23 protein-coding genes are annotated in these 24,771 nt (G+C 72.6%); 21 read left to right on the top strand and 2 right to left on the bottom strand.

Annotated features, from left to right (window positions below; translation table 11 throughout):
- Positions 1-45: 45 nt before the first annotated feature.
- A complete protein-coding gene (locus C6W10_RS32115) occupies positions 46-807 on the bottom strand; it encodes an alpha/beta fold hydrolase (RefSeq protein ID WP_107262817.1) in 762 nt (253 codons plus the stop codon).
- An 84-nt stretch (positions 808-891) separates the two neighbouring features.
- On the opposite strand from C6W10_RS32115, the gene C6W10_RS32110 reads away from it, so the two are divergent.
- The 5 genes from C6W10_RS32110 (at position 892) to nusB (ending at position 4,483) form a co-directional block, all read left to right on the top strand.
- The gene (locus C6W10_RS32110) at positions 892-1,902 is read left to right on the top strand and encodes a YafY family protein (RefSeq protein WP_107262816.1); all 1,011 of its coding nucleotides are present in this window, start codon (positions 892-894) and stop codon (positions 1,900-1,902) included.
- An 11-nt stretch (positions 1,903-1,913) separates the two neighbouring features.
- The gene (aroB, locus tag C6W10_RS32105) at positions 1,914-2,990 is read left to right on the top strand and encodes a 3-dehydroquinate synthase (protein ID WP_107262815.1); all 1,077 of its coding nucleotides are present in this window, start codon (positions 1,914-1,916) and stop codon (positions 2,988-2,990) included.
- Positions 2,987-3,430 (top strand): type II 3-dehydroquinate dehydratase, encoded by a 444-nt coding sequence (aroQ, locus tag C6W10_RS32100; RefSeq protein ID WP_107262814.1) that lies wholly within the window; start codon positions 2,987-2,989, stop codon positions 3,428-3,430. The genes aroB and aroQ overlap by 4 nt, the downstream gene beginning before the upstream one ends.
- Positions 3,431-3,491: 61 nt before the next feature.
- The gene (gene efp, locus C6W10_RS32095; RefSeq protein WP_107262813.1) at positions 3,492-4,049 is read left to right on the top strand and encodes an elongation factor P; all 558 of its coding nucleotides are present in this window, start codon (positions 3,492-3,494) and stop codon (positions 4,047-4,049) included.
- Between the two features lie 23 nt (positions 4,050-4,072).
- Complete coding sequence (nusB, locus tag C6W10_RS32090) at positions 4,073-4,483, top strand: transcription antitermination factor NusB (protein WP_199854103.1); 411 nt, start codon at positions 4,073-4,075, stop codon at positions 4,481-4,483.
- Between the two features lie 750 nt (positions 4,484-5,233).
- Here nusB and C6W10_RS32085 read toward each other — a convergent pair.
- Positions 5,234-5,722, bottom strand: coding sequence for a transcriptional regulator (locus C6W10_RS32085; RefSeq protein WP_101366736.1), 489 nt, complete (start codon positions 5,720-5,722; stop codon positions 5,234-5,236).
- Positions 5,723-6,005: 283 nt separating this feature from the next.
- Here C6W10_RS32085 and pyrR point away from each other — a divergent pair, with 283 nt between their 5' ends.
- The 16 genes from pyrR to def all read left to right on the top strand — a co-directional run bounded on the left by pyrR (position 6,006) and on the right by def (position 24,763).
- Positions 6,006-6,587 (top strand): bifunctional pyr operon transcriptional regulator/uracil phosphoribosyltransferase PyrR, encoded by a 582-nt coding sequence (pyrR, locus tag C6W10_RS32080; RefSeq protein ID WP_107262811.1) that lies wholly within the window; start codon positions 6,006-6,008, stop codon positions 6,585-6,587.
- Positions 6,587-7,510, top strand: coding sequence for an aspartate carbamoyltransferase catalytic subunit (locus tag C6W10_RS32075; RefSeq protein WP_107262810.1), 924 nt, complete (start codon positions 6,587-6,589; stop codon positions 7,508-7,510). Before pyrR ends, C6W10_RS32075 begins: the two co-directional genes overlap by 1 nt.
- Positions 7,507-8,817: a dihydroorotase gene (locus C6W10_RS32070; protein WP_234361499.1), complete on the top strand. Its 1,311-nt coding sequence runs from the start codon at positions 7,507-7,509 to the stop codon at positions 8,815-8,817. The genes C6W10_RS32075 and C6W10_RS32070 overlap by 4 nt, the downstream gene beginning before the upstream one ends.
- Complete coding sequence (gene carA, locus C6W10_RS32065) at positions 8,817-9,935, top strand: glutamine-hydrolyzing carbamoyl-phosphate synthase small subunit (RefSeq protein ID WP_107262809.1); 1,119 nt, start codon at positions 8,817-8,819, stop codon at positions 9,933-9,935. The genes C6W10_RS32070 and carA overlap by 1 nt, the downstream gene beginning before the upstream one ends.
- Positions 9,935-13,258: a carbamoyl-phosphate synthase large subunit gene (carB, locus tag C6W10_RS32060; protein ID WP_107262808.1), complete on the top strand. Its 3,324-nt coding sequence runs from the start codon at positions 9,935-9,937 to the stop codon at positions 13,256-13,258. The genes carA and carB overlap by 1 nt, the downstream gene beginning before the upstream one ends.
- Entirely contained in the window at positions 13,255-14,316 is a 1,062-nt protein-coding gene (locus C6W10_RS32055; protein WP_107262807.1) for a quinone-dependent dihydroorotate dehydrogenase, read from the top strand. The genes carB and C6W10_RS32055 overlap by 4 nt, the downstream gene beginning before the upstream one ends.
- Before the next feature lie 40 nt (positions 14,317-14,356).
- Entirely contained in the window at positions 14,357-15,631 is a 1,275-nt protein-coding gene (locus tag C6W10_RS32050; RefSeq protein ID WP_107262806.1) for an adenosylmethionine--8-amino-7-oxononanoate transaminase, read from the top strand.
- Positions 15,632-15,763: 132 nt separating this feature from the next.
- Positions 15,764-16,606 carry an orotidine-5'-phosphate decarboxylase gene (gene pyrF, locus C6W10_RS32045; protein WP_107262805.1) on the top strand — a complete coding sequence of 281 codons (843 nt, stop codon included), beginning with the start codon at positions 15,764-15,766 and terminating at the stop codon, positions 16,604-16,606.
- Between the two features lie 171 nt (positions 16,607-16,777).
- Complete coding sequence (gene mihF / locus C6W10_RS32040; RefSeq protein WP_101366727.1) at positions 16,778-17,095, top strand: integration host factor, actinobacterial type; 318 nt, start codon at positions 16,778-16,780, stop codon at positions 17,093-17,095.
- A 26-nt stretch (positions 17,096-17,121) separates the two neighbouring features.
- A complete protein-coding gene (locus tag C6W10_RS32035; RefSeq protein ID WP_107262804.1) occupies positions 17,122-17,634 on the top strand; it encodes a guanylate kinase in 513 nt (170 codons plus the stop codon).
- 135 nt (positions 17,635-17,769) lie between these two features.
- Positions 17,770-18,033 (top strand): DNA-directed RNA polymerase subunit omega, encoded by a 264-nt coding sequence (gene rpoZ / locus C6W10_RS32030; RefSeq protein ID WP_101366725.1) that lies wholly within the window; start codon positions 17,770-17,772, stop codon positions 18,031-18,033.
- A gap of 19 nt (positions 18,034-18,052) precedes the next feature.
- A complete protein-coding gene (gene coaBC / locus C6W10_RS32025) occupies positions 18,053-19,258 on the top strand; it encodes a bifunctional phosphopantothenoylcysteine decarboxylase/phosphopantothenate--cysteine ligase CoaBC (protein ID WP_107262803.1) in 1,206 nt (401 codons plus the stop codon).
- Between the two features lie 91 nt (positions 19,259-19,349).
- Positions 19,350-20,543, top strand: coding sequence for a methionine adenosyltransferase (metK, locus tag C6W10_RS32020; RefSeq protein ID WP_107262802.1), 1,194 nt, complete (start codon positions 19,350-19,352; stop codon positions 20,541-20,543).
- Positions 20,544-20,602: 59 nt separating this feature from the next.
- Positions 20,603-22,732, top strand: coding sequence for a primosomal protein N' (locus C6W10_RS32015; protein WP_107262801.1), 2,130 nt, complete (start codon positions 20,603-20,605; stop codon positions 22,730-22,732).
- A gap of 234 nt (positions 22,733-22,966) precedes the next feature.
- Positions 22,967-23,950, top strand: a complete 984-nt coding sequence (locus C6W10_RS32010) for an AAA family ATPase (RefSeq protein WP_107262800.1) — start codon at positions 22,967-22,969, stop codon at positions 23,948-23,950.
- Between the two features lie 192 nt (positions 23,951-24,142).
- A complete protein-coding gene (gene def, locus C6W10_RS32005) occupies positions 24,143-24,763 on the top strand; it encodes a peptide deformylase (protein ID WP_107264447.1) in 621 nt (206 codons plus the stop codon).
- Positions 24,764-24,771: the final 8 nt, after the last annotated feature.

Genomic DNA, 24,771 nt, shown 5'->3' with positions numbered 1-24,771 from the left:
ACTGTCGGCGCGTGTCGGTGACAGGTGGGGCTACGGGCCTCCATGTCAGAGTTCGGCCGACCGTGCCGGTGCGGAACGCTGACCGGGCCGGCCGATCCGGTCCAGCAGCTCAGTCAGGCGCTTCGGCTCGCTGAACATCGGCCAGTGCCCGGTCGGCAGGCCGTAGAGGTCGGCGCCGACCAGCCCGGCGAAGAACGGGTGCCCCTGCGCGACCATCTGCCGGACCGTCTCCACCGGGAACGTGCAGGCGATCAGCGCCGCCGGCACCGTGCCGCCGTGCGGCAACGTCACCGGGTCGGTGGCGGCGCGCAGCGGCTCGGCGGTGGCGCGGCGGCGGAGCAGGTCCAGGGCCGCGTCGTCCAGCCCGGCCAGGTTCGGGTCGGTGGCCGGGTCCCACTCCGGCGGCGGCAGCAGGTGTCCGTCGCCGATCAGCGCCCGGAGCCGCGCCTGCTCCTCCGGCGGGTTGGTGTCGAACTGCGCCGTACCCTCCGGCAGCGGTCCACTGTCGAGGTAGACCACCCGGGCGATCCGGTCGGGGAGCCGGTCCGCCGCCTGCTGGACCGGCATCCCGCCGCCGGAGTGCCCGACGAGTACGACGTCGTGCAGCTGCTCCGCCTCGACCAGCCCGACGATGTCGGCGGTGTGCGTTTCCAGACCCACGTCGGGGCCGGCCAGGTGGGCCCGGTCGGCCAACCCGGTCAGGGTCATCGGGTACGCCCGGTGCCCGGCCGCGCGCAGCCCCTCGGTCACCTCCCGCCAGGCCCAGGCGCCGAGCCAGAAACCGGGGACGAGGACGTACGTGGCCATCTGTCTGCTCCTTCTGTCGGACGATCCGGTGACGACGGTACGGTGGAATCCGGGCGACTTCCGCCCGGATTAGGAGGGTGACCCGTGCCACATCCCGCCGCCCGGGTGCTCGGGATGCTGGAGCTGTTGCAGGGTTCGCACCGGCTGACCGGTGCCGAGCTGGCCGCCCGGCTCGGCGTCGACGAGCGGACCGTCCGGCGCTACGCCGACACCCTGGTCGAACTCGGCATCCCGGTGACCGCCGCCCGGGGGAGATACGGCGGCTACCGGCTCCAGCCCGGCTACCGGCTGCCGCCGCTGATGCTCACCGACGACGAGGCGGTGGCCGTACTGCTCGGACTGGTCGCCGCCGAACAGCTCGGCCTCGGCACCGCCGCACCCGCCACCGGGCTAGCCGAGGCGAAGATCCGCCGGGTGCTGCCCGAACCGCTCGCCGACCGGCTCGACGGGCTGACCCGCAGCCTCGGGTTCAGCCTCCGACGGCCGGCCGCCTCGCCCCGCCCGGCCACCGCCACCCTGCTCGCGCTCGGCGCGGCGACCCGCTCCCGGCACCGGGTCACCATCGACTACCGCTCCTGGCGCGGCGAGGCGTCGGTACGCGACCTCGACCCGTACGGCCTGGTCTTCCACGCCGGTCGCTGGTACGTCACCGGCCACGACCACCGGCGCGACGAGATCCGCACCTTCCGGCTCGACCGGATCGCCTCGGTCGCCACCGCCACCGCCACCGCCACCGCCACCGGGACCGGGACATTCACGGTGCCGGAGGGCTTCGATCCGGTCGGGCACGTCACCCGGTCGCTGGCCGAGGTGCCGTACCGCTGGGAGGTCGAGGTGCTGCTGGAGACCGACCTGGAACAGGCCCGGCGACGGGTGCCGCCCAGCGCCGCCGAGCTGACCGCCACCGCCGACGGCATCCTGTTGCGGGCCCGGGCCGAGGACCTGACCGGGATGGCCCAGCTCCTCGCCGGGCTGGGCTGGCCGTTCACCGTGCTCCGCCCGGACGAGCTGCGTACCGCCGTCACCGGCTACGCCGGCACGCTCGCCGGGTACGCGGCTCGCCGGCCACCACTGGCGGCGGACCCGATCCTCTAGGCTCTAGCCCGATGGACGAGCTGACCCGAATCCCGGTCGGCGGCGAGCGGCCGTACGACGTACTCGTCGGCCGGGACCTGCTGGCCGCGCTGCCGCCCCTGCTGGACGGTGCCCAGCGCGTCGCCGTGCTGCACGCCCCGCCGCTGAAGGCGCAGGCCGACGAGCTGGCCGAGCGGCTCCGGGCCGCCGGGACCGACCCGCTGACCGTGCCGGTGCCGGACGCCGAGGCGGGCAAGGACATCGAGGTCGCCGCCGCCTGCTGGGCGCGGCTGGGCGCGGCGGGCTTCACGCGTACCGACGCGGTGGTCGGGGTCGGCGGCGGCGCCGTCACCGACCTGGCCGGCTTCGTCGCCGCCTGCTGGCTGCGCGGGGTGCGCTGGGTGCCGGTCTCGACCTCGCTGCTCGGTATGGTCGACGCGGCGGTGGGCGGCAAGACCGGCGTCAACACGGCCGCCGGCAAGAACCTGGTCGGTGCCTTCCACCCGCCGGTCGGGGTGCTCTGCGACCTCGCGATGCTGGACTCGCTGCCGGCGGTCGACCTGACGGCCGGGTTGGCCGAGGTGGTGAAGTGCGGCTTCATCGCCGACCCGGCCATCCTCGAACTGATCGAGTCCGACCCGACCGCCGCGACGGACCCGACCGGGCAGGTGGTCCGCGAGCTGGTCGAGCGGGCGGTCCGGGTCAAGGCGGAGGTGGTCTCCGGCGACCTGCGCGAGGCGGGCCGGCGGGAGATCCTCAACTACGGCCACACCCTCGGGCACGCGATCGAGAAGGTCGAGGGCTACCGCTGGCGGCACGGGCACGCGATCTCCGTCGGCCAGGTCTTCGCCGCCGGGCTGGCCTGGCGGGCCGGGCGGCTCGACGAGCCGACGGCGGCCCGGCACCGGACCGTACTGACCACGCTCGGGCTGCCGACGAGCTATCGGGCGGACGCCTGGCCGGAGCTGCTGGCCGCGATGCGGGTGGACAAGAAGGCCCGGGGCAACCGGTTGCGCTTCGTGGTGCTGGACGGGCTGGCCGAGCCCGGCATCCTGGACGGTCCGGACGACGAGCTGCTGCGCGACGCGTACGCCGAGGTGGCCGGATGAGGGTCTACGTGCTCAACGGGCCCAACCTGGGCCGGCTCGGCATCCGGCAGCCCGAGGTGTACGGCGCCACCAGCTACGCCGACCTGGTGGCGAGCTGCGAGGCGACCGGCCGGGAGCTGGGGCTGGAGGTGCGGGTCCGGCAGACCGACGCCGAGTCGGAGTTGCTCGGCTGGCTGCACCAGGCGGCCGACGAGGAGGCGGCGGTGGTGCTCAACCCGGCCGCCTGGTCGCACTACTCCTATGCGGTCCGGGACGCCTGCGCGATGCTGCGTGGCCCGCTGGTCGAGGTGCACATCTCCAACATCCACGCCCGGGAGGAGTTCCGGCACCACTCGGTGGTCTCGGCGGTGGCGACCGGGGTGATCTGCGGCCTCGGTGTCGACGGCTACCGGCTCGCCCTGCTGCACCTGGCCGCGCTGCGGGACCGCTCCAACGGCTGAACTGGACGCCCCTAGTAGACTTGCCGGGTCTGTCCGCTCGAATTAAAGATCAAGGCAGGAAATGGCCACCACCAACGACCTGAAGAATGGTCTGGTTCTCAACCTCGACGGCGAACTCTGGGCCGTCGTGGAGTTCCAGCACGTCAAGCCCGGCAAGGGTGGTGCCTTCGTGCGCACCACGCTGAAGAACGTGCTCTCCGGCAAGGTGGTCGACAAGACGTTCAACGCGGGTACCAAGGTCGACACGGCCACCGTCGACAAGCGCACCATGCAATACCTGTACGCCGACGGCGAGGACTACGTCTTCATGGATCTGGAGACGTACGACCAGATTCCGGTGCCCGGCGGGACGGTCGGCGAGGCGGCCAACTATCTGCTGCCCGAGGCGGAGGCGATCGTCGCCACCCACGAGGGTGTGCCGCTCTACGTCGAGCTGCCGACCAGCGTGGTGCTGGAGATCACCTACACCGAGCCCGGTCTACAGGGTGACCGGTCCACCGGTGGCAACAAGCCGGCGACGGTCGAGACCGGTGCCACCGTCCAGGTGCCGCTCTTCATCACCACCGGCGAGAAGATCAAGGTCGACACCCGCGACGGCCGCTATCTCGGCCGAGCCTGATGGCGGAGGGCCCCAAGCAGCAGATGCCCGCTCGCCGCAAGGCGCGCAAGCGGGCCCTTGACGTCCTCTACGAGGCGGACGTGCGGACCCAGCCCGTCGCCGAGGTGCTGGCCGGCTATCTCCAACGGCTGGAACAGCCGCGCCCGGAGCACCTGGACTACGCGATCGGCCTGATCGAGGGCGTGGCGGAGTACCAGGCCCGGATCGACGAGCTGATCGACAGCTACGCCGAGGGCTGGACGCTGGACCGGATGCCGGTCGTCGACCGCAACCTCGCCCGGATCGCCATCTACGAGCTGCTCTACGTCGACGAGATCGACGACGCGGTGGCGATCAGCGAGGCGGTCGAGCTGGCCCGGCAGATGTCGACCGACGACTCGCCCCGGTTCCTCAACGGTCTCCTGGGCCGGATCGCCGAGTACGCGACGCGCTGAGCGGCGATGCGCTGAGCGGCGACGCGCTGAGCGCAGCGCATCACCCGTACCTTCGCCTGGCGGCCGGCCCCGTCGCGGTGCCGGTTGCCGGCCTCCCGGGCATTGTCTGCGAGCGGGACTGTAGAGCTGCCCCGTTTGTGCGCCCACCGGAGCCGACGGTCGCCTCGGTGGGCGATCTCGTCCGGGAGAGTCGGGTCCGGGCGGGCGGCGGCGATGCGGATTGTGACCGGACCCGGGTGGCGGGGGTGCTGTCGGAAGCGGCTCCCGACCGCCGCTCGGTAGGTCTTCCTCCTCGGTAGGTCTTCCTCCTCGGGAGCGCAGGCGGGGCAGCTCGACAGTCTGGTTAACAGGTATGTCCTGGTCGGCCGCCGCGCCGCGACGATCGACCCGCCCGGTCCGCCGCGCTGCGGCGCCGCGTTGCGGCGATCGACCCGCCCGGTCCGCCGCGCTGCGGCGCCGCGTTGCGGCGATCGACCCGCCCGGTCCGCCGCGCTGCGGCGATCGACCCGCCCGGTCCGCCGCGCTGCGGCGATCGACCCGCCCGGTCCGCCGCGCTGCGGCGATCGACCCGCCCGGTCCGCCGCGCTGCGGCGATCGACCCGCCCGGTCCGCCGCCCCAGGTCGTCGGGACCGGCCGAGGAGCCGGCGTCCGGCGCCGTTACCGGGCGAAGACCGGAACCGGGAATCCGAGGGCAGAAACGGCTCGCGGGGCCCGCGCCCACTGGGCACGGACCCCGCGAGTCGGGGGGATCAGGACGCGAAGAGCGCCCGGGGGTCGGCGACGAGCACGCCGTGCTCGGTGAGCCGCTCGATCAGCCCGGAGGGGGACGAGTCGTAGACGATCGCGAGCGCCCGCAGGTCGTCCGCGCGAATCGACAGCACCCGTCCGTTGTAGTCACCGCGCTGCTGCTGGATGGCTCGGGCATAGCGGGCGACGTAGGCCAGGTCCTCGGAGGCCTCGTCGTACAGCCGCTCGAGGTCGAGCACGATCTTGTTCGTCGGCTCGTGACGGACGCCACTGCCGTCCGGCAGCAGCTCCGAGACGGGCACCCGGTAGAAGTCCGCGAGTTCGGCGAGACGGGAGACCGTCACCGCCCGGTCGCCCCGCTCGTACGAGCCGACCACGACGGCTTTCCACCGCCCGTTTGACTTCTCCTCCACCCCCTGCAGGGACAGTCCCTGCTGCTGACGGATAGAGCGCAGGCGCGCGCCCAACGACTTGGCGTATTCAGAGGGCATTCGGCACTCCCAGTGCTGGTCGGGGATCTCCCCAGCGATCGCTACGGAGCGTGACGGTACGGGGATTACGACACGTGGTCAAGTGCTAGTTACCTACCTATTACAAAGATCGTGTTCAGCCGGGCGGTTTCGACTCGCTGACCCGACGGTCAGCGGCCCGCCGGAGCCGGCCCTGTGGCCAGTGGTAACGTGGCTAGAGCCCCGGCTCGGGCCTGCTCAGGCAAGCGCCGGAATCCGACGTCCTTTAACGACCCGTCCCGTGAGGCGGGGAAGGGGGTCCGCCGTGGCGTACCCGCAGGCTGCTCAGCCGCAGCCGGTCCCACCACCGTCCGTGAAGGTCATCCTGACCAGTGCCGAACTGGCCCGGGTGGTGGACCGAATCGCACACCAGATCCTGGAGAAGACCCAGGGCGCGGCCGATACCGTACTGCTCGGTATCCCCACCCGGGGCGCTCCGCTGGCCCGCCGGCTGGCCGCCCGGATCAGCGCCTTCGAGGACATCGACGTACCGGTGGGTGTGCTGGATATCACTCTCTACCGTGACGATCTCCGTCGACACGCGGTACGCGCGATCGGGCCGACCCAGGTTCCCCCGGAGGGAATCGACGGCAAGCGGGTGATCCTGGTCGACGACGTCCTCTTCTCCGGCCGGACCGTCCGGGCCGCCCTGGACGCGCTCACCGAACTCGGCCGGCCGAGTTCGGTACAGCTCGCCGTGCTGGTCGACCGGGGCCACCGGGAGTTGCCGATCCGGGCCGACTACGTGGGGAAGAACATCCCGACGGCGCTCGCCGAGAGCGTCAAGGTGACACTCGCGGAGACCGACGGCGCCGACGAGGTCAAGCTGATCGGAGGGGCGGCATAGTGCTCAAACACCTACTTTCCGGTGCGGATCTCGACGCGGCGACCGCGACGTTGATCCTGGACACCGCCGCCGAGATGGCGACGGTGGCCGGCCGCGAGGTGAAGAAGCTGCCCGCGCTGCGCGGCCGTACCGTGGTCAACCTCTTCTACGAGGACTCCACCCGGACCCGGATCTCCTTCGAGGCGGCGGCGAAGCGGCTCTCCGCCGACGTGATCAACTTTTCCGCCAAGGGCTCCAGCGTCTCCAAGGGCGAGAGCCTGAAGGACACCGCGCTGACCCTCCAGGCGATGGGCGCCGACGCGGTGGTGATCCGGCACCCCGCCTCCGGTGCGCCGCACCGGCTCGCCAACTGGGTCGACGGCTCGGTACTCAACGCCGGGGACGGCACCCACGAGCACCCGACCCAGGCGCTGCTCGACGCGTACACGATGCGGTCCCGACTGGGGCGGATCGCCGGGCTCTCCGTCGCGGTCGTCGGGGACGTGCTGCACAGCCGGGTCGCCCGCTCCAACGTGCTGCTGCTGGCCACCCTCGGCGCCAAGGTGACCCTGGTCGGCCCGCCGACGCTGATCCCGGTCGACATCGGCACGGCGCTCGCGCCCGGCACCGAGGTGTCGTACGACCTCGACGCGGTGCTGCCCACCTCGGACGTGGTGATGATGCTGCGGGTGCAGCGGGAGCGGATGGCCGACTCCTTCTTCCCGTCCGCCCGGGAGTACGCCCGGCGGTACGGGCTCGACGGGCCCCGGATGGCCCGACTGCCGGACCACGCCATCGTGATGCACCCGGGTCCGATGAACCGCGGGATGGAGATCGCGCCCGAGGTGGCCGACTCGCCCCGCTCCACGATCGTCGAACAGGTCGCCAACGGCGTCTCCGTCCGGATGGCCGTCCTGTACCTGCTGCTGGGGGGAATGAAGTGAAGACCGAGTTGACGGCCGGAGGTGACCCGGGCGCCGCGTACCTGATCCGGGGAGTGCGGGTGGTCGGCGCCGAGCCGACCGATCTGCTGCTCACCGGCGGCGTGGTCGCGGAAGTGGGCCGGGGCCTGGCCGCCCGGGGGGCGCGGGTGGTCGACGGCGACGGGCTGGTCGCGCTGCCCGGCCTGGTCGACCTGCACACGCACCTGCGGGAACCGGGCCGGGAGGACGCCGAGACGGTCGAGTCCGGCTCGCGGGCGGCGGCGCTGGGGGGCTACACCGCCGTCTGCGCGATGGCGAACACCTCGCCGGTCGCCGACACCGCCGGGGTGGTCGAGCAGGTCTGGCGGCTCGGCCGCGAGGCCGGGCTGGTCGACGTGCAGCCGATCGGCGCCGTCACCGTCGGGCTGGCCGGCGAGCACCTGGCCGAGCTGGGCGCGATGGCCGAGTCCGCCGCCCGGGTGCGGATCTTCTCCGACGACGGGCACTGCGTCGCCGACCCCCGGCTGATGCGCCGGGCCCTGGAGTACGTCAAGGCGTTCGACGGGGTCATCGCGCAGCACGCCGAGGAGCCCCGGCTGACCGAGGGCGCCCAGATGCACGAGGGCGAGGTCTCGACCCGGCTCGGCCTGACCGGTTGGCCGGCCGTCGCCGAGGAGGCGATCATCGCCCGGGACGTGCTGCTGGCCGAGCACGTCGGCAGCCGGCTGCACGTCTGCCACCTCTCCACCGCCGGCAGCGTCGAGGTGCTCCGGCACGCCAAGAAGCGCGGGGTACGGGTCACCGCCGAGGTGACCCCGCACCATCTGCTGCTCACCGACGAACGGGCCACCAGCTACGACCCGGTGTTCAAGGTGAACCCGCCGCTGCGGACCGCCGCCGACGTCACCGCGCTGCGCGAGGCGCTGGTCGAGGGGATCGTCGACATCGTCGCCACCGACCACGCCCCGCACGCCCTAGAGGACAAGGAGTGCGAGTGGGCGTACGCCCGGCCGGGCATGCTCGGGCTGGAGACGGCGCTCTCGGTGCTGCTCGACGTACTCGGCGAACGGTGGGACCTGATCGCCGAGCGGATGTCCCGGACCCCGGCCCGGATCGCCGGGCTGGTCGAGCACGGCCGCGACCCGGCACCCGGGGTACCGGCCAACCTGACCCTGGTGGATCCGGCGGCCCGTCGCACCATCGACCCGGGCGAGCAGGCCAGCCGCAGCCGCAACACCCCGTACGCCGGGCTCACCCTGCCCGGCCGGATCGTCGCGACCTTCCTGCGCGGCGAGCCGACGGTGCTGGACGGAAAGGCGGTGCGGTGATGAGTCGGCGTCGACCGGCGATCCTGGTCCTGGAGGACGGCCGCTCCTTCCGGGGCGAGGCGTACGGCAGCGTGGGGGAGACCTTCGGCGAGGCGGTCTTCAACACCGGGATGACCGGCTACCAGGAGACCCTGACCGACCCGTCGTACCACCGCCAGGTGGTGGTGCAGACCGCGCCGCACATCGGCAACACCGGGGTGAACCCCGAGGACGACGAGTCGGGCCGGATCTGGGTGGCCGGGTACGTCGTCCGGGACCCGGCCCGGATCGGCTCGAACTGGCGGGCCACCGGCGCCCTGGAGGACCGGCTCGCCACCGAGGGCGTGGTCGGGATCGCCGGGGTGGACACCCGGGCGCTCACCCGGCACCTGCGGGAGCGCGGTGCGATGCGGGTCGGGGTGTCGAGCCTGACCGAGGACCCGAACGAGCTGCTGGCCCGGGTCCGCGAGGCACCCCGGATGGAGGGGGCCGACCTCTCCGCCGAGGTGACCACGCCCCGGCCGTACGTGGTGCAGGCCGAGGGGGAGCACCGGTTCACGGTGGCCGCGCTCGACCTGGGGATCAAGCGGAACGTGCCGCGCCGGCTCGCCGCGCGCGGGGTCACCACGCACGTCCTGCCAGCCTCGTCGAGCATCGACGACCTGCTGGCCACCGGCGCCGACGCGGTCTTCTTCTCGCCCGGCCCGGGCGACCCGGCCACCGCCGACCATCCGGCCGGGCTGGCCCGCGAGGTGATGCGCCGGCAGGTTCCGCTCTTCGGGATCTGCTTCGGCAGCCAGATCCTCGGCCGGGCGCTCGGCTTCGGCACCTACAAACTGGGGTACGGGCACCGGGGCATCAACCAGCCGGTGCTGGACCAGTCCACCGGCAAGGTGGAGGTGACCAGCCACAACCACGGGTTCGCGGTCGACGCGCCGCTGAACCAGGTGATCGACACCGACTTCGGCGGGGTCGAGGTGAGCCATGTCTGCCTGAACGACAACGTGGTCGAGGGGCTGCGGGCCAGGGACGTGCCCGCGTTCACCGTGCAGTACCACCCGGAGGCGGCGGCCGGCCCGCACGACGCGGACTACCTCTTCGACCGCTTCGCCGAGTTGATCGAGAAGAAGGGCTCCTGATGCCCAGGCGGACAGACCTCAAGCACGTACTGGTGATCGGCTCCGGGCCGATCGTGATCGGCCAGGCCTGCGAGTTCGACTACTCCGGTACCCAGGCCTGCCGGGTGCTGCGCGCCGAGGGGCTGCGGGTCAGCCTGGTCAACTCCAACCCGGCGACCATCATGACCGACCCGGAGTTCGCCGACGCCACCTACGTCGAGCCGATCACCCCGGAGTTCGTCGAGCTGGTGATCGCCAAGGAGCGCCCCGACGCGCTGCTGCCCACCCTGGGCGGCCAGACCGCGCTGAACACCGCGGTCGCGCTGCACGAGTCCGGGGTACTCGCCAAGTACGGTGTCGAGCTGATCGGCGCCGACATCGACGCGATCCGGCGCGGCGAGGACCGGCAGCTCTTCAAGGAGATCGTCGCCAAGGCCGGCGGCGAGACTCCGCGCAGCCGGGTCTGCCACTCCATGGACGAGGTCCGGGCCACCGTCGGCGACCTCGGCCTGCCGGTGGTGATCCGGCCGTCGTTCACGATGGGCGGGCTCGGCTCCGGGATGGCGCACACCGACGAGGACCTGGAGCGGATCGCCGGGGCGGGGCTCGCCGCCAGCCCGGTGCACGAGGTACTCATCGAGGAGAGCGTGCTCGGCTGGAAGGAGTACGAACTCGAACTGATGCGGGACCGGCACGACAACGTCGTGGTGGTCTGCTCGATCGAGAACGTCGACCCAATGGGGGTGCACACCGGGGACAGCGTCACCGTCGCACCGGCGATGACCCTGACCGACCGGGAGTACCAGCGGCTGCGTGACCTCGGCATCGCGGTGCTCCGCGAGGTCGGGGTGGACACCGGCGGCTGCAACATCCAGTTTGCGGTCAACCCGCGCGACGGCCGGCTGGTCGTGATCGAGATGAACCCCCGGGTCTCCCGCTCGTCGGCGCTCGCCTCCAAGGCGACCGGCTTCCCGATCGCCAAGATCGCCGCGAAGCTGGCCGTCGGCTACACCCTGGACGAGATCCCGAACGACATCACCCTGAAGACTCCCGCCGCCTTCGAGCCGACCCTCGACTACGTGGTGGTGAAGATCCCCCGGTTCGCCTTCGAGAAGTTCCCGGCCGCCGACAAGGAACTCACCACCACGATGAAGTCGGTCGGTGAGGCGATGAGCCTCGGCCGGAACTTCCCCGAGGCGCTGAACAAGGCGATGCGCTCGATGGAGACGAAGGAGGGCGGCTTCTGGACCGTGCCGGACCCGGCGGGCGCCACGTGCGAGAACACCCTCGCCGCGCTGGGCACCCCGCACGACGGGCGGCTCTACACCGTCGAGCGGGCGCTGCGGCTCGGCGCCTCGGTGGCGCAGGTGTCGGAGGCGTCCGGCGGAATGGACCCCTGGTTCCTGGACCAGATCGCCGGGCTGGTCGAGCTGCGCGCCGAGATCGTCGCCGCCGCCGTACTCGACGAGGAGCTGTTGCGCCGGGCCAAGCGGGCCGGCATCTCGGACCGGCAGCTCGCGGCGCTCCGCCCGGAGCTGGCCGCCGAGGACGGGGTACGCACGCTCCGGCACCGGCTCGGGGTACGCCCGGTCTACAAGACCGTGGACACCTGCGCCGCCGAGTTCGCCGCCGGTACTCCGTACCACTACAGCAGTTACGAGGAAGAGACCGAGGTGACCGCCTCGGACCGGCCGAAGGTGCTGATCCTCGGCTCCGGACCGAACCGGATCGGCCAGGGCATCGAGTTCGACTACTCCTGTGTGCACGCCGTGATGGCCCTGCGGACGGTCGGCTACGAGACCGTGATGGTCAACTGCAACCCGGAGACCGTCTCCACCGACTACGACACCGCCGACCGGCTCTACTTCGAGCCGCTGACCTTCGAGGACGTGCTGGAGGTCTGGCACTCCGAGGACAGCTCCGGCAAGGCGGCCGGCGGGCCGGGCGTGGTCGGCGTGGTCGTGCAGCTCGGCGGGCAGACCCCGCTGGGTCTGGCGCAGCGGCTCAAGGACGCCGGGGTGCCGATCGTCGGCACCAGCCCGGAGTCGATCCACCTGGCCGAGGAGCGGGGCGCGTTCGGTGCGCTGCTGGACCGGGCCGGGCTGCGCTCCCCGGCGCACGGCACCGCCACCTCGTTCTCCGAGGCGCAGGCGATCGCCGCCGAGATCGGCTATCCGGTGCTGGTCCGGCCGTCGTACGTGCTGGGCGGGCGCGGCATGGAGATCGTCTACGACGACGAGACGCTGCGCGGGTACATCACCCGGGCCACCGACATCTCGCCGGACCATCCGGTACTGGTGGACCGCTTCCTCGACGACGCGATCGAGATCGACGTGGACGCGCTCTGCGACGCCGACGGCGAGGTCTACGTCGGCGGGGTGATGGAGCACATCGAGGAGGCCGGGATCCACTCCGGCGACTCGTCCTGCGCCCTGCCGCCGATCACGCTGGCCAGCTCGCACCTGGCGGCGGTACGCCACTACACCGTGCAGATCGCCCGGGGCATCGGGGTGCGCGGCCTGCTCAACGTGCAGTACGCGCTGAAGGACGACACCCTCTACGTGCTGGAGGCGAACCCCCGGGCGTCCCGGACGGTGCCGTTCGTCTCCAAGGCGACGGCGGTGCCGCTGGCCAAGGCGGCGGCCCGGATCATGCTCGGTGCCACCATCGCCGAGCTGCGCGCCGAGCGGCTGCTCCCGCCGACCGGCGACGGCACCACCACCCCGGTCGACGCTCCGGTCGCGGTGAAGGAGGCGGTGCTGCCGTTCAAGCGGTTCCGGACCCCGACCGGCAAGGGCATCGATTCGCTGCTCGGCCCGGAGATGAAGTCCACCGGCGAGGTGATGGGCATCGACACCGCCTTCGGGCACGCCTTCGCCAAGTCGCAGGCGGCGGCGTACGGCTCGCTGCCGGTCCGGGGCAGGGTCTTCGTCTCGGTGGCCAACCGGGACAAGCGCGGCATGATCTTCCCGGTCAAGCGCCTCGCCGACCTCGGCTTCGAGATCGTCGCCACCACCGGCACCGGTGAGGTGCTGCGCCGGCACGGCATCTCCTGCACGCTGATCCGCAAGCACTACGAGGAGGGCGCCGACTCGCCGGACGCGGTCTCGCTGATCGCGGCCGGCGAGGTGGACCTGGTGATCAACACGCCGCAGGGTTCCGGGGCGAGCGCGCGCTCCGACGGGTACGAGATCCGCAGCGCGGCGGTCGGCGCGGACACCCCGTGCATCACCACCGTGCCCGGCGCGGCGGCGGCGGTGATGGGGATCGAGGCGCTGATCCGCGGCGACATGTCGGTGCGGCCGTTGCAGGAGCTGCACGCGGCGCTGCGGGCCGGCGAGTGAGCGCGACGACGACGGAACCGGGCCGGGGCACGGCGGGCGGGGGAGCGGTCTTCGGCCGGATCGTCCGGCCGGCGCTGTTCCGGCTCGGCGGCGGCGACGCCGAGACCGCGCACGAGTGGACCCTGCGCCGGCTGGCCGGACTCTCCCGCAGCCCGGCCGCGCTGGCCGCGCTGCGGGCCCGGTACGCCGTCTCCGCCCCGCGCACCGTCTTCGGGATCAGCTTCCCCAACCCGGTCGGGCTGGCCGCCGGGATGGACAAGGACGGCGCCGCGCTGCCGGCCTGGCCCGCGCTCGGCTTCGGCTTCGTCGAGGTGGGTACGGTCACCGCGCACCCGCAGCCGGGCAACCCTCGGCCGAGGCTGTTCCGGCTGCCGGAGAGCGCGGCCGTGATCAACCGGATGGGCTTCAACAACGCCGGTGCCGAGGCGCTGGCCGCCCGGCTGGCCGCGCTGCGCCGACCGCTGGGGGTGCCGCTCGGCATCTCGCTGGGCAAGTCCAAGGTCACCCCGCTGGACGACGCCGTCGCCGACTACCTCGCCTCGTACCGGGCGCTGGCGCCGTACGGCGACTACTTCGCGGTCAACGTCTCCTCGCCGAACACCCCGGGCCTGCGGGCGCTCCAGGACCGGGCGCACCTCGACGCGCTGCTGACCGCGCTGGTCGGGGAGAAGCCGGTCCTGGTCAAGATCGCCCCGGACCTGACCGAGCCGGCCATCGCCGAGCTGCTGGCGGTCTGCCTGGACCGGGGCGCCGCCGGGGTGATCGCCACCAACACCACGCTGGGCCGGGACGGGATCGCCGCCGCCGACGCGCACCGGGCCGGCGAGGCGGGCGGGCTCTCCGGGCGGCCGCTGACCGAGCGTACCCGCGAGGTGGTCTCCTTCGTGCACCGCGAGACCGGCGGGGCGCTGCCGGTGGTCGGGGTGGGCGGCATCCTCGACCCGGCGGACGGCACCGCGCTGCTGGACGCCGGGGCCAGCCTGGTGCAGCTCTACACCGGGTTCGTCTACGGCGGGCCGGGACTGGTCCGCGCGGTGGCCCGGGCGAGCCGGCGGTGAACCCCGGGGAGGCCGCCACAGCGGTACCGGGGGAGCGGCGGTGACCCCGGAGGAGATCGTCGCGGCCGACCGGGCCCACGTCTGGCACCCGTACGCCCCGATGCCGGCCAGCACCGACCCCTTCGTGGTCTCCAGCGCCGAGGGGGTCCGGCTGCGCCTGGCCGACGGCCGGGAACTCGTCGACGGCATGTCGTCGTGGTGGGCGGCGATCCACGGGTACCGGCATCCGGTGCTGGACGCCGCCGTCACCGACCAGCTCGGCCGGATGAGCCACGTGATGTTCGGCGGGCTGACCCACGAGCCCGCCGTCCGGCTGGCCGACACCCTGGTCGGGATCACCCCGCCCGGCCTGGAACACGTCTTCCTCTGCGACTCCGGCTCGGTCTCCGTCGAGGTGGCGGTCAAGATGGCGTTGCAGTACCAGCGCGGCCGGGGGCGGCCCCAGCGGCACCGGCTGGCCACCTGGCGGGGCGGCTACCACGGGGACACCTTCCATCCGATGAGCGTCTGCGACCCGGTCGGCGGGATGCACTCGCTCTGGACCGGCGTACTGCCCCGGCAGGTCTTCGCCGCCGAGCCGCCGCCCGGTTTCGCCGCCCCGGTCGACCCCGGGTACGCGACCGCGCTCGCCGACGCGCTGCACCGGCATGCCGGCGAACTCGCCGCGGTGATCGTCGAGCCGGTGGTGCAGGGGGCCGGCGGGATGCGCTTCCACAACCCGGAGTACCTGCGGCTGCTCCGCGAGGTCTGCACCGAGCACGACATCGTGCTGATCTTCGACGAGATCGCCACCGGCTTCGGCCGGACCGGCGCGCTCTTCGCGGCGGAGCACGCGGGGGTGACCCCGGACGTGATGTGTCTGGGCAAGGCGCTCACCGGCGGCTACCTGAGCCTGGCCGCCACGCTCTGCACCCCCGGGGTCGCCGAGGGCATCTCCGCGACCGGGGTACTCGCGCACGGCCCGACCTTCATGGGGAACCCGCTTTCCTGTGCGGTCGCAAACGCCTCTGTCGGGCTGCTGGAGGCCGGAAACTGGGCGGTGGACGTGTCGAGGATCTCCGCGGGGCTCTCGGCCGGCCTGGCGCCGTTACGGGGCGCCGCAGGGGTGGCCGACGTCCGGGTGCTGGGCGCGATCGGCGTGGTGCAACTCGACCACGACGTGAAGATGTCGGCGGCGACCGAGGCCGCGGCGGCGTACGGGGTCTGGCTGCGCCCGTTCCGGGACCTGATCTACACGATGCCGCCGTACGTCACCGGGGAGGACGACCTGGCCCTGATCTGCGCGGCGATCGGCGCCGCCGCCCAGGCCGGCTGAGGTGGACGCGCCGCTCCCCGGTGGATCCGTCGACGCGGTATGTCGGCGGGGCGGAGGCGGCCGGTCGAGGACATGACGGTTAGTCGCGGCGACCTGACGGATGGTCATGTCGTCGGCGGAGAGGAGAGGCGAATGGAGACCTTCGGCAGTCGGCTGCACCGGGCGATGGCGGAGCGCGGGCCGCTCTGCGTCGGCATCGATCCCCATCCCGCGCTGCTGAGCCGGTGGGGGCTGAGCGACGACGTCGACGGGCTGGCCCGGTTCGGCGAGACGGTGGTCGAGGCGCTCGGCGACCGGGTCGCGGTGGTCAAGCCGCAGTCGGCATTTTTCGAGCGGTTCGGGTCGCGCGGGGTCGGCGTACTTGAGTCAATTATCCGACAGTTGCGGGGCGCCGGAGCGCTCGTTCTGCTTGACGTCAAGCGCGGCGACATCGGCTCCACGGTCGCCGCGTACGCCGACGCGTACCTGGATCCATCCAGCCCGATGTATGTCGACGCGATCACCGCGAGCCCCTTCCTGGGGGTCGGCTCGCTCGCCCCGATGTTCGACACGGCGCGCAAGCACGGCGGCGGCGTCTTCGTGCTGGCGCTCACCTCCAACCCGGAGGGCGCCAGCGTCCAGCGCGCCGTCGGCGCGGACGGACGAACCGTCGCGCAAACGATCATTGAAGAGATTTCGCAGCTCAACGCGGGTGCGGAACCGCTGGGCAGCTTCGGGCTCGTCGTCGGCGCCACCATCGGCGAGACCGGACACGACCTCTCCGGAGTGGGCGGACCGCTGCTCGCCCCGGGCCTCGGCGCGCAGGGCGGACGCGCCGACGACCTGCGTACGGTCTTCGGCGGCGAGCTGTCGAAGGTGCTTCCGTCGTACTCCCGGGAGGTGCTCGGGGCGGGCCCCGAGCCGGCCGCGTTGCGGGCCGCCGCGGAGCGGGCGCTGGCCGATTGCCGGGCCGCGCTGACCGGCGGCGGTCAGTGATCTCACGGTTACGCTGACATGATCATGGCGTGCCCACGTTGCCGAAACCTCCGTTGGCCGCTAGTTTTCCCGGCGCTGGGAACCACATACCCCTTTGGTTGCCAGGCACACCACGTTTCACAGATGCGACGGCGCGTCCCGCCCGTCGCGATAGGGACCTGAGGAGAACTGGTGCCGCTCCCCCAACTGAGCCCCGAACAGCGCGCAGCCGCGCTGGAGAAGGCCGCGGAGATCCGCAAGGCCCGGGCGAAGCTCAAGGAAGAGCTCAAGCAGGGCAAGACCAACCTCGCCGCCGTCCTCGACCGTGCGGAGTCGGACGACGTCGTCGGCAAGCTGAAGGTATCGGCCGTACTTCAGGCCATGCCGGGAATCGGCAAGATCCGGGCCACCCAGATCATGGAGAAGCTCAAGATCGCCGACAGCCGTCGCCTCCGTGGCCTCGGTGAGCAGCAGCGCAAGGCACTGCTTGGAGAATTCTCGGCGAACTAGTTCCACCCGCCGTGTAGAAACAAGCAGTGGGTACGCATGACGATGTCCGCCCAGCGGCTCGTCTCACGGTCCTTGCCGGTCCCTCCGGGGCCGGCAAGGACAGCGTGACGGAACTTGTCCGGTCCCGGTCGCCCCGGTTGTGGCTCCCGGTCCCGGTGACCACCCGCCCCCGTCGGCGGTACGAGATCGACGGGGTGCACTACCGCTTCCTGGACCGGACCGAATTCGCCCGGCTGCTCGACGGCGGAGAGTTGCTGGAGTGGTCGGAAATCGGCCTCCACCGGTACGGCACGCCCCGCGAGCCGGTACGGGCCCGGCTGTCGGCCGGCCAACCGGTGCTGCTCCCGATCGACCTGCGCGGCGCGTACCAGGTGCGGGCGGCGATGCCGCAGGCCCGGCTGGTCTACCTGGCTCCGACCCGGTCGGACGCGCACGCCGCCGGTCGCGAATTCGACGCCACGGTCGTGAACGACGTGCTCGGGCGTGCTGCGGACGAACTGGTAAGCTTGCTCGGTTCGTCCTTTCTGACGCCGACCTGAGGCAACGCCGACCCGGGGAAACCGACCGGAGTGCTGCCGACGCGGTCGACGCGGATTCGAGGCGGGCAGCGACCTGAGCCAACTCCGACCTGACCGCCGCGCCCGGCGGTCGAGAAGACACCGAGGTTTATCCCCGTGGGATCCATCGCCAGTCCCGAAGGCATCACCAACCCGCCGATCGACGAGCTGCTTGAGAAGACCACCTCGAAGTACGCTCTGGTGATCTTCGCCGCCAAGCGCGCCCGCCAGGTGAACGCCTACTACAGCCAGCTCGGCGAGGGCCTGCTGGAGTACGTCGGCCCGCTGGTGGAGACCACTCCGCAGGAGAAGCCGCTCTCGATCGCGATGCGGGAGATCAACGCCGGTCTGCTCACCGCCGAGCCGACCGACCAGCCGTAGGGTCGTCCGGGCGTCGGCGATGACCGCTGTCGTTCTCGGGGTGGGCGGTGGCATCGCCGCCTACAAGGCCTGTGAGCTGCTCCGGCTCTTCACCGAGTCGGGGCACCGGGTCCGGGTCGTGCCCACCGCCTCCGCGCTGCGCTTCGTCGGCGCGCCGACCTGGGCGGCGCTGAGTGGCCAGCCGGTCGCCGACGACGTCTGGGCCGACGTGCACGAGGTGCCGCACGTCCGCCTCGGCCAGGCCGCCGACCTGGTGGTCGTCGCCCCGGCAACGGCCGACCTGCTGGCCAAGGCCGCGCACGGTCTCGCCGACGACCTGCTCACCAACACCCTGCTGACCGCCCGTTGCCCGGTGGTGCTCGCCCCGGCGATGCACACCGAGATGTGGGAGCATCCGGCCACCGTGCAGAACGTCGCGACGCTGCGTCAGCGGGGCGTCCTGGTGATCGAGCCGGCGAGCGGCCGGCTGACCGGCGTCGACACCGGCAAGGGCCGGCTGCCCGACCCGGCCGAGATCTTCGCGGTGTCCCGCCGGGTGCTCGCCCGCGGCGTCGCCGAGCCCCGGGACCTGGCCGGCCGCCGGGTGGTGGTGACCGCCGGTGGCACCCGCGAGCCGCTGGACCCGGTGCGGTTCCTCGGCAACCGGTCGTCGGGCAAGCAGGGCTACGCCTTCGCCCGCACGGCGGTGGCCCGGGGCGCCCAGGTGACGGTGGTCGCCGCGAACGTGGCGCTGCCGGACCCGGCCGGCGCGGACGTGGTCCGGGTCTCCACCACCGAGGAGCTGCGCAAGGCCACCCTGGAGGCGGCCGAGACGGCCGACGCCGTGGTGATGGCGGCGGCACCGGCGGACTTCCGGCCGGCGACGTACGCACCCAACAAGATCAAGAAGTCGGACCGGGGCGACAACCTCACCGTCGAACTGGTGGCCAACCCCGACATCGCCGCCGAGCTGGGCCAGCGCCGCCGGCCGGAGCAGGTGCTGGTCGCCTTCGCCGCCGAGACCAGCGACGCCGAGGCGAACGCCCGGGCCAAGCTGGTCCGCAAGCGCGCCGACCTGATCGTGGTGAACGAGGTCGGCCCGGACTTGGTCTTCGGTGCCGACCGCAACACCGCCGTCGTGCTCGGCGCTGACGGTTCGGCGACAGCGTTTCCCGAGCAATCCAAGGAAGATCTCGCCGACGGCGTCTGGGATCTGGTAGTAACGCGCTTAACCGGCCTGTCATGACCGGGTAGCACGCTTACCGGGCAAGGTCAGGGGACCAGGCGGCCGTGACTACACTGCCGCGTCAACTGAATTCGATATCTTTAGGAGCACCGTGGTACGTCGCTTGTTCACCTCGGAGTCGGTCACGGAAGGCCACCCCGACAAGATCGCTGACCAGATCAGCGACGGCATCCTCGACGCGCTGCTGGACCAGGATCCGCGTAGCCGGGTCGCGGTCGAAACTCTCATCACGACCGGCCAGGTGCACGTCGCGGGCGAGGTGACCACGAAGGCGTACGCCGACATTCCGGCAATCGTCCGCGAGACGATCCTCGGCATCGGCTACGACTCGTCGAAGAAGGGCTTCGACGGCGCCTCCTGCGGCGTCAGCGTGTCGATCGGATCGCAGTCGCCGGACATCGCCCAGGGTGTGGACAGCGCCATCGAGCTGCGCTCCGGCTCGTCGGAGAGCGCGCTGGACGCCCAGGGCGCCGGCGACCAGGGCATGATGTTCGGCTTCGCCTGCTCGGAGACGCCCGAGCTGATGCCGCTGCCGATCGCCCTGGCACACCGGCTGGCCCGGCGGCTCTCCGCCACCCGCAAGGACGGGACCATCCCGTACCTGCGGCCGGACGGCAAGACCCAGGTCACGATCGAATACGACGGGCTGCGCCCGGTCCGGCTCGACACGGTCGTCGTCTCCAGCCAGCACGCCGCCGACATCTCGCTGGAGTCGCTGCTCACCCCGGACATCCGCGAGCACGTCATCGCGCCGGAGCTGGAGGAGCTGGGCCTCGACATCGACGGGTACCGGCTGCTGGTCAACCCGACCGGCCGGTTCGAGATCGGCGGGCCGATGGGCGACGCCGGGCTGACCGGACGCAAGATCATCGTCGACACCTACGGCGGGTACGCCCGGCACGGCGGTGGGGCGTTCTCCGGCAAGGACCCGTCCAAGGTCGACCGCTCGGCCGCGTACGCGACCCGTTGGGTGGCGAAGAACGTGGTGGCCGCCGGGCTGGCCGAGCGCTGCGAGGTCCAGGTCGCGTACGCGATCGGCAAGGCGCACCCGGTGAGCCTCTTCATCGAGACCTTCGGCACCGAGAACGTACCGGTGGACCGGATCGAGCGGGCGGTCGGCGAGGTCTTCGACCTGCGTCCGGCGGCCATCATCCGGGACCTGCACCTGCTCCGCCCGATCTACCGGCAGACCGCCGCGTACGGCCACTTCGGCCGTGAGCTGCCCGACCTGACCTGGGAGAACACGGACCGCGCCGCCGACCTCAAGTCGGCCGCGGGAGCCTGACCACCAGCAAGCGCAGCGACCGGCAGCCCGCGCCTGGGCTGCCGGTCGCTCGCGTCTGCGTGGACGTGCCACTGGCGCACCTGGACCGGCCCTTCGACTATCTGGTCCCGGCCGACCTCGCCGACCAGGCCCGGCCGGGCACCCGGGTGCGGGTGCGGTTCGCCGGTCAGCTCGTCGACGGCTGGTTGCTGGACCGGGCCGAACTCTCCGCCCACGAGGGCCGGCTGAGCTACCTGGAGCGGGTCGTCTCGCCCGAGCCGGTGCTGACCCCGGAGATCGCCCGGCTGGCCCGGGCGGTCGCCGACCGGTACGCCGGCAACCTCGCCGACGTGCTGCGGCTGGCCGTCCCGCCCCGGCACGCCCGGGTCGAGCGCGAGACCGCCCCGCCCACCACGCCGCCCCCGCCGACCGGCACCCACCCGGCGGCGGAGCCGGTACCGGCGGCGGACGAGACCGGACCGGAACCCGCAGCGGCCGCGGCGACACCGACCGGACCCGTTCCGGACGGTCCCGAGGCGCTGGCCGGAGCGGTTTCGGAGGCTCCCGAGGGGCTGGCCGGAGCGGTTTCGGAGGCTCCCGAGGGGCTGGCCGGAGCGGTTTCGGAGGCTCCCGAGGGGCTGGTCGGTGCCGACGGACCTGTCGAGGCGGGCTGGCGGAGCTATCCGGCCGGACTCGGGTTCCTGCGGGCCCTGGCCGACGGCCGGGCACCCCGGGCGGTCTGGTCGGCGCTGCCCGGCGAGGACTGGGCGACCCGGTTCGCGGAGGCGGCGGCGGCGACCGTACGCGGCGGCCGGGGCGTGGTGGCGGTGGTGGCCGACGCCCGTGACCTCGAACGACTCGACGCCGCGCTGACCGGGCTGCTCGGCGCCGGGCGGCACGTGGCGCTCTCGGCGGCACTCGGGCCGGCACGGCGGTACCGGGCCTTCCTCGCCGCCTGCCGGGGCCGGGTACCGGTGGTGATCGGTACCCGGGCGGCGATGTTCGCCCCGGTCGCCGACCTCGGGCTGGTGGCGATCTGGGACGACGGCGACGACCTGCACGCCGAGCCCCGGGCGCCGTACCCGCACGCCCGGGAGGTACTGCTCACCCGGGCGCGGCTCGGTGACGCCGCGGTGCTGGTCGGCGGGTACGCCCGCACCGCCGAGTCGCGGCTGCTCGTCGAGACGGGGTGGGCGCGGGAGATCGTGGCCGACCGGGCGACGCTGCGGGCGCGTACCCCGAGGATCACCCCGACCGGCGACGACCCGCAGTTGGCCCGGGATCCCGCCGCGGCCTCGGCCCGGCTGCCGAGCCTGGCCTGGGACGCGGCCCGGGCGGCGTTGAAGGCCGACGCGCCGGTACTCGTCCAGGTGCCCCGGCGCGGCTATCTGCCGGCGGTGGCCTGCGCGCAGTGTCGGGCGCCGGCCCGGTGCCCGCACTGCTCCGGCCCGCTCGCCCTGCGCTCGGCCAGCGCGACTCCGGCCTGCCGGTGGTGCGCCCGGGTGACCGCCGGATACTCCTGCCCGCAGTGCGGCGGGCACCGGCTCCGGGCGGCGGTGGTGGGTGCCCGGCGTACCGCCGAGGAGCTGGGCCGGGCGTTTCCGGGCGTGCCGGTGCGGACCTCGGGGCGGGAGGAGGTGCTGCGTTCGGTACCCGGCGACGCGGGCCTGGTGATCGCGACGCCCGGCGCCGAGCCGGTGGCCGACGGCGGCTACGGCGCGGTGCTGCTGCTGGACTCCTGGGCGCTGCTGACCCGGGCGGACCTGCGGGCCGGGGAGGAGGCGCTGCGTCGCTGGCTGGCGGCGGCGGCGCTGGCCCGGCCCGGTGCGGCCGGCGGCCGGGTGGTGGTGGTCGCGGACGGGTCGCTGGCGCCGGTGCAGGCGCTGCTGCGCTGGGATCCCGGTTGGTTCGCCGGCCGGGAGCTGGCCGAGCGGCGGGAGCTGGGCTTTCCGCCGGCGGCCCGGATGGCCAGCCTGACCGGGGTGGCGACGGCGGTGGCCGAGCTGCTCGACGAGGCCCGGCTGCCGCCGGCCGCCGAGGTGCTCGGCCCGGTGCCGGCACCGGAGGGGCAGGAGCGGATGCTGATCCGGGTGCCCCGGTCCCAGGCCGCCGCGCTGGCCGCCGCCCTGCACGAGGCGGCGGCGCTCCGCACGGCCCGTAAGGCCGGCCAGCCGGTCCGGGTCCAGGTCGACCCGCAGGACATCTTCTGACGGGTACCGAGCTGACCGGGTACTGACCGAGAACCCGACACGGAGGGTTGTTTCGACTACCCTCCGCAGTGGGTATCGGGAGCGGACGCACTCAGAGTCCGACCTGTGATCGGAGATCCGGGTGATACCATCGCCCCTCATGCTCCACGCGAGAAGCGTGACGGAGAGTGACCGCGCCGGTTCGGCGTTCAAACTATTGATCTTGAGCAACCTGGGATCAGGGGTGGGTAGGTCGTGACCGGTCGGCAGTCGATCGTCCTGAACGGTGACCTTGGCAGCGGTAAGAGCACCGTCTCCATCGAGCTGGCCAAACGGCTCGGGCTGCGCCGGGTCAGCGTCGGCGACCTCTATCGGGAGATGGCCCAGCAGCGCAAGATGACCGCGCTCCAGCTCAACCTGCACGCCGAGCTGGACCAGGCGGTCGACGGCTACGTCGACCAGCTCCAGCAGGACATCGCCGACTCCGGCGAGCAGTTGATCGTCGACAGCCGGCTCGCCTGGCACTTCTTCAAGAACGCGCTCAAGATCCATATGATCACCGAGCCGACCGAGGCGGCACGCCGGGTGCTCGCCCGGCCCTCCGGGCCGGCGGAGAGCTACACCTCGATCGAGGAGGCCCGCGCCAAGCTGCACGAACGCAGCGAGAGCGAGCGGAACCGCTTCCTGGTCCGGTACGGCGTCGACAAGGCGAAGCTGCGCAACTACGACCTCATCTGCGACACCACCAAGGCGTCGGCGGTCGAGGTGGTCGAGCACGTCATCGCCGCCTACGAGGGCTCCTTCGGCCAGGAGATCCTTCGGGACTCCCCGCCGCTGCTGCTGCTCGACCCGGCCCGGATCTACCCCACCCAGGAGGTCCAGGGACTGCGCGGCCTCTGGGAGTCGGACTTCGTCGCCCAGGTCGGGCAGGCCGGCGAGGAGGCGCTGGAGCCGCTGCGGATCGGCTACACCGGCGAGAAGTTCTTCGTGGTCGACGGGCACCGCCGGCTCAGCGCGGCGCTGCGCAACGGCTTCAAGCTGGTGCCGGGGCAACTCGTCGCCGAGTGCGACGAGCAGGTGGTCGGTGGGCTCAGCGCGATCGAGTACTTCCGGGCCGAGGTCGGGCTGAGCGTGATCTACGACTGGGACGCCGCGCACGGCACGCAGCTCCCGCTCCCCGAGCACATCCTGGAGCGCACCGACGCCGTACTGGCCGGCGAGCCGGGCACCCAACCCTGACCCGTCGCCCGCCCCTCGGCACCGCCGCGTCCCACTCCGCGCTCCGCCCTCCCGCCGTGACCGGCGTCACGGCCGGCTCGCACCGCACCCGGCCCCTCGCACCCGCCGGTCCCGGCGCACCGGTCGTCCCCCTCGCCCGCCCGTAGACTGGGTACGGCACCACCGATCCCATCCGTGAAGGAGCCGTCCCGCGTGACCGTCCAGCCCATCCGTCTCTTCGGGGACCCGGTGCTGCGCACCCCGGCCGAACCGGTCGTCGACTTCGACGCCGAGCTGCGCAAACTGGTCGCCGACCTGACCGACACGATGCGGGAGCAGAACGGCGCCGGCCTCGCCGCGCCGCAGCTCGGCGTGGGCCTGCGGGTGTTCGCCTTCGACGTCGACGACGTGCTCGGACACCTGGTCAACCCGGTACTGGAGTTCCCCGACTCCGACGAGCAGGACGGCCCCGAGGGCTGCCTCTCCATTCCCGGGCTCTACTTCGACACCAAGCGCCGGCTCAACGTGATCGCCAAGGGCTTCAACGAGTACGGCGACCCGATGCAGATCGTCGGCACCGGCCTGATGGCCCGCTGCGTGCAGCACGAGACCGACCACCTCGACGGGGTGCTCTTCCTCGACCGCCTCGACGCCGAGGGGCGCAAGGAGGCGATGAAGGCGATCCGGCAGGCGGACTGGTACGACCAGGACGCCCCGCCGGTGATCAAGGTCAGCCCGCACGACCCGCCGGCCAACCGGCGCCAGGGCCTGGCCGCCAAGCTGGGTCTGGGCGGCTCGGACCGTCCCGCCAGCCCGTTCGGCCTGGGTCGGTGACCCGGCCG

Source organism: Plantactinospora sp. BB1 (assembly GCF_003030385.1).
Classification (GTDB): Bacteria; Actinomycetota; Actinomycetes; order Mycobacteriales; family Micromonosporaceae; genus Plantactinospora.
Note: the sequence above shows the minus strand (reverse complement) of the source record. Positions and strands in the feature narration are given on the sequence as shown.

Excerpts from the sequence above, each read along its gene's own strand:
- C6W10_RS32115 (WP_107262817.1), bottom strand. The coding sequence starts at position 807 with ATGGCCACGTACGTCCTCGTCCCCGGTTTCTGGCTCGGCGCCTGGGCC.
- aroB (WP_107262815.1), top strand. The coding sequence starts at position 1,914 with ATGGACGAGCTGACCCGAATCCCGGTCGGCGGCGAGCGGCCGTACGAC.
- aroQ (WP_107262814.1), top strand. The coding sequence starts at position 2,987 with ATGAGGGTCTACGTGCTCAACGGGCCCAACCTGGGCCGGCTCGGCATC.
- efp (WP_107262813.1), top strand. The coding sequence starts at position 3,492 with ATGGCCACCACCAACGACCTGAAGAATGGTCTGGTTCTCAACCTCGAC.
- nusB (WP_199854103.1), top strand. The coding sequence starts at position 4,073 with ATGCCCGCTCGCCGCAAGGCGCGCAAGCGGGCCCTTGACGTCCTCTAC.
- C6W10_RS32085 (WP_101366736.1), bottom strand. The coding sequence starts at position 5,722 with ATGCCCTCTGAATACGCCAAGTCGTTGGGCGCGCGCCTGCGCTCTATC.
- carA (WP_107262809.1), top strand. The coding sequence starts at position 8,817 with ATGAGTCGGCGTCGACCGGCGATCCTGGTCCTGGAGGACGGCCGCTCC.
- carB (WP_107262808.1), top strand. The coding sequence starts at position 9,935 with ATGCCCAGGCGGACAGACCTCAAGCACGTACTGGTGATCGGCTCCGGG.
- pyrF (WP_107262805.1), top strand. The coding sequence starts at position 15,764 with ATGGAGACCTTCGGCAGTCGGCTGCACCGGGCGATGGCGGAGCGCGGG.
- coaBC (WP_107262803.1), top strand. The coding sequence starts at position 18,053 with ATGACCGCTGTCGTTCTCGGGGTGGGCGGTGGCATCGCCGCCTACAAG.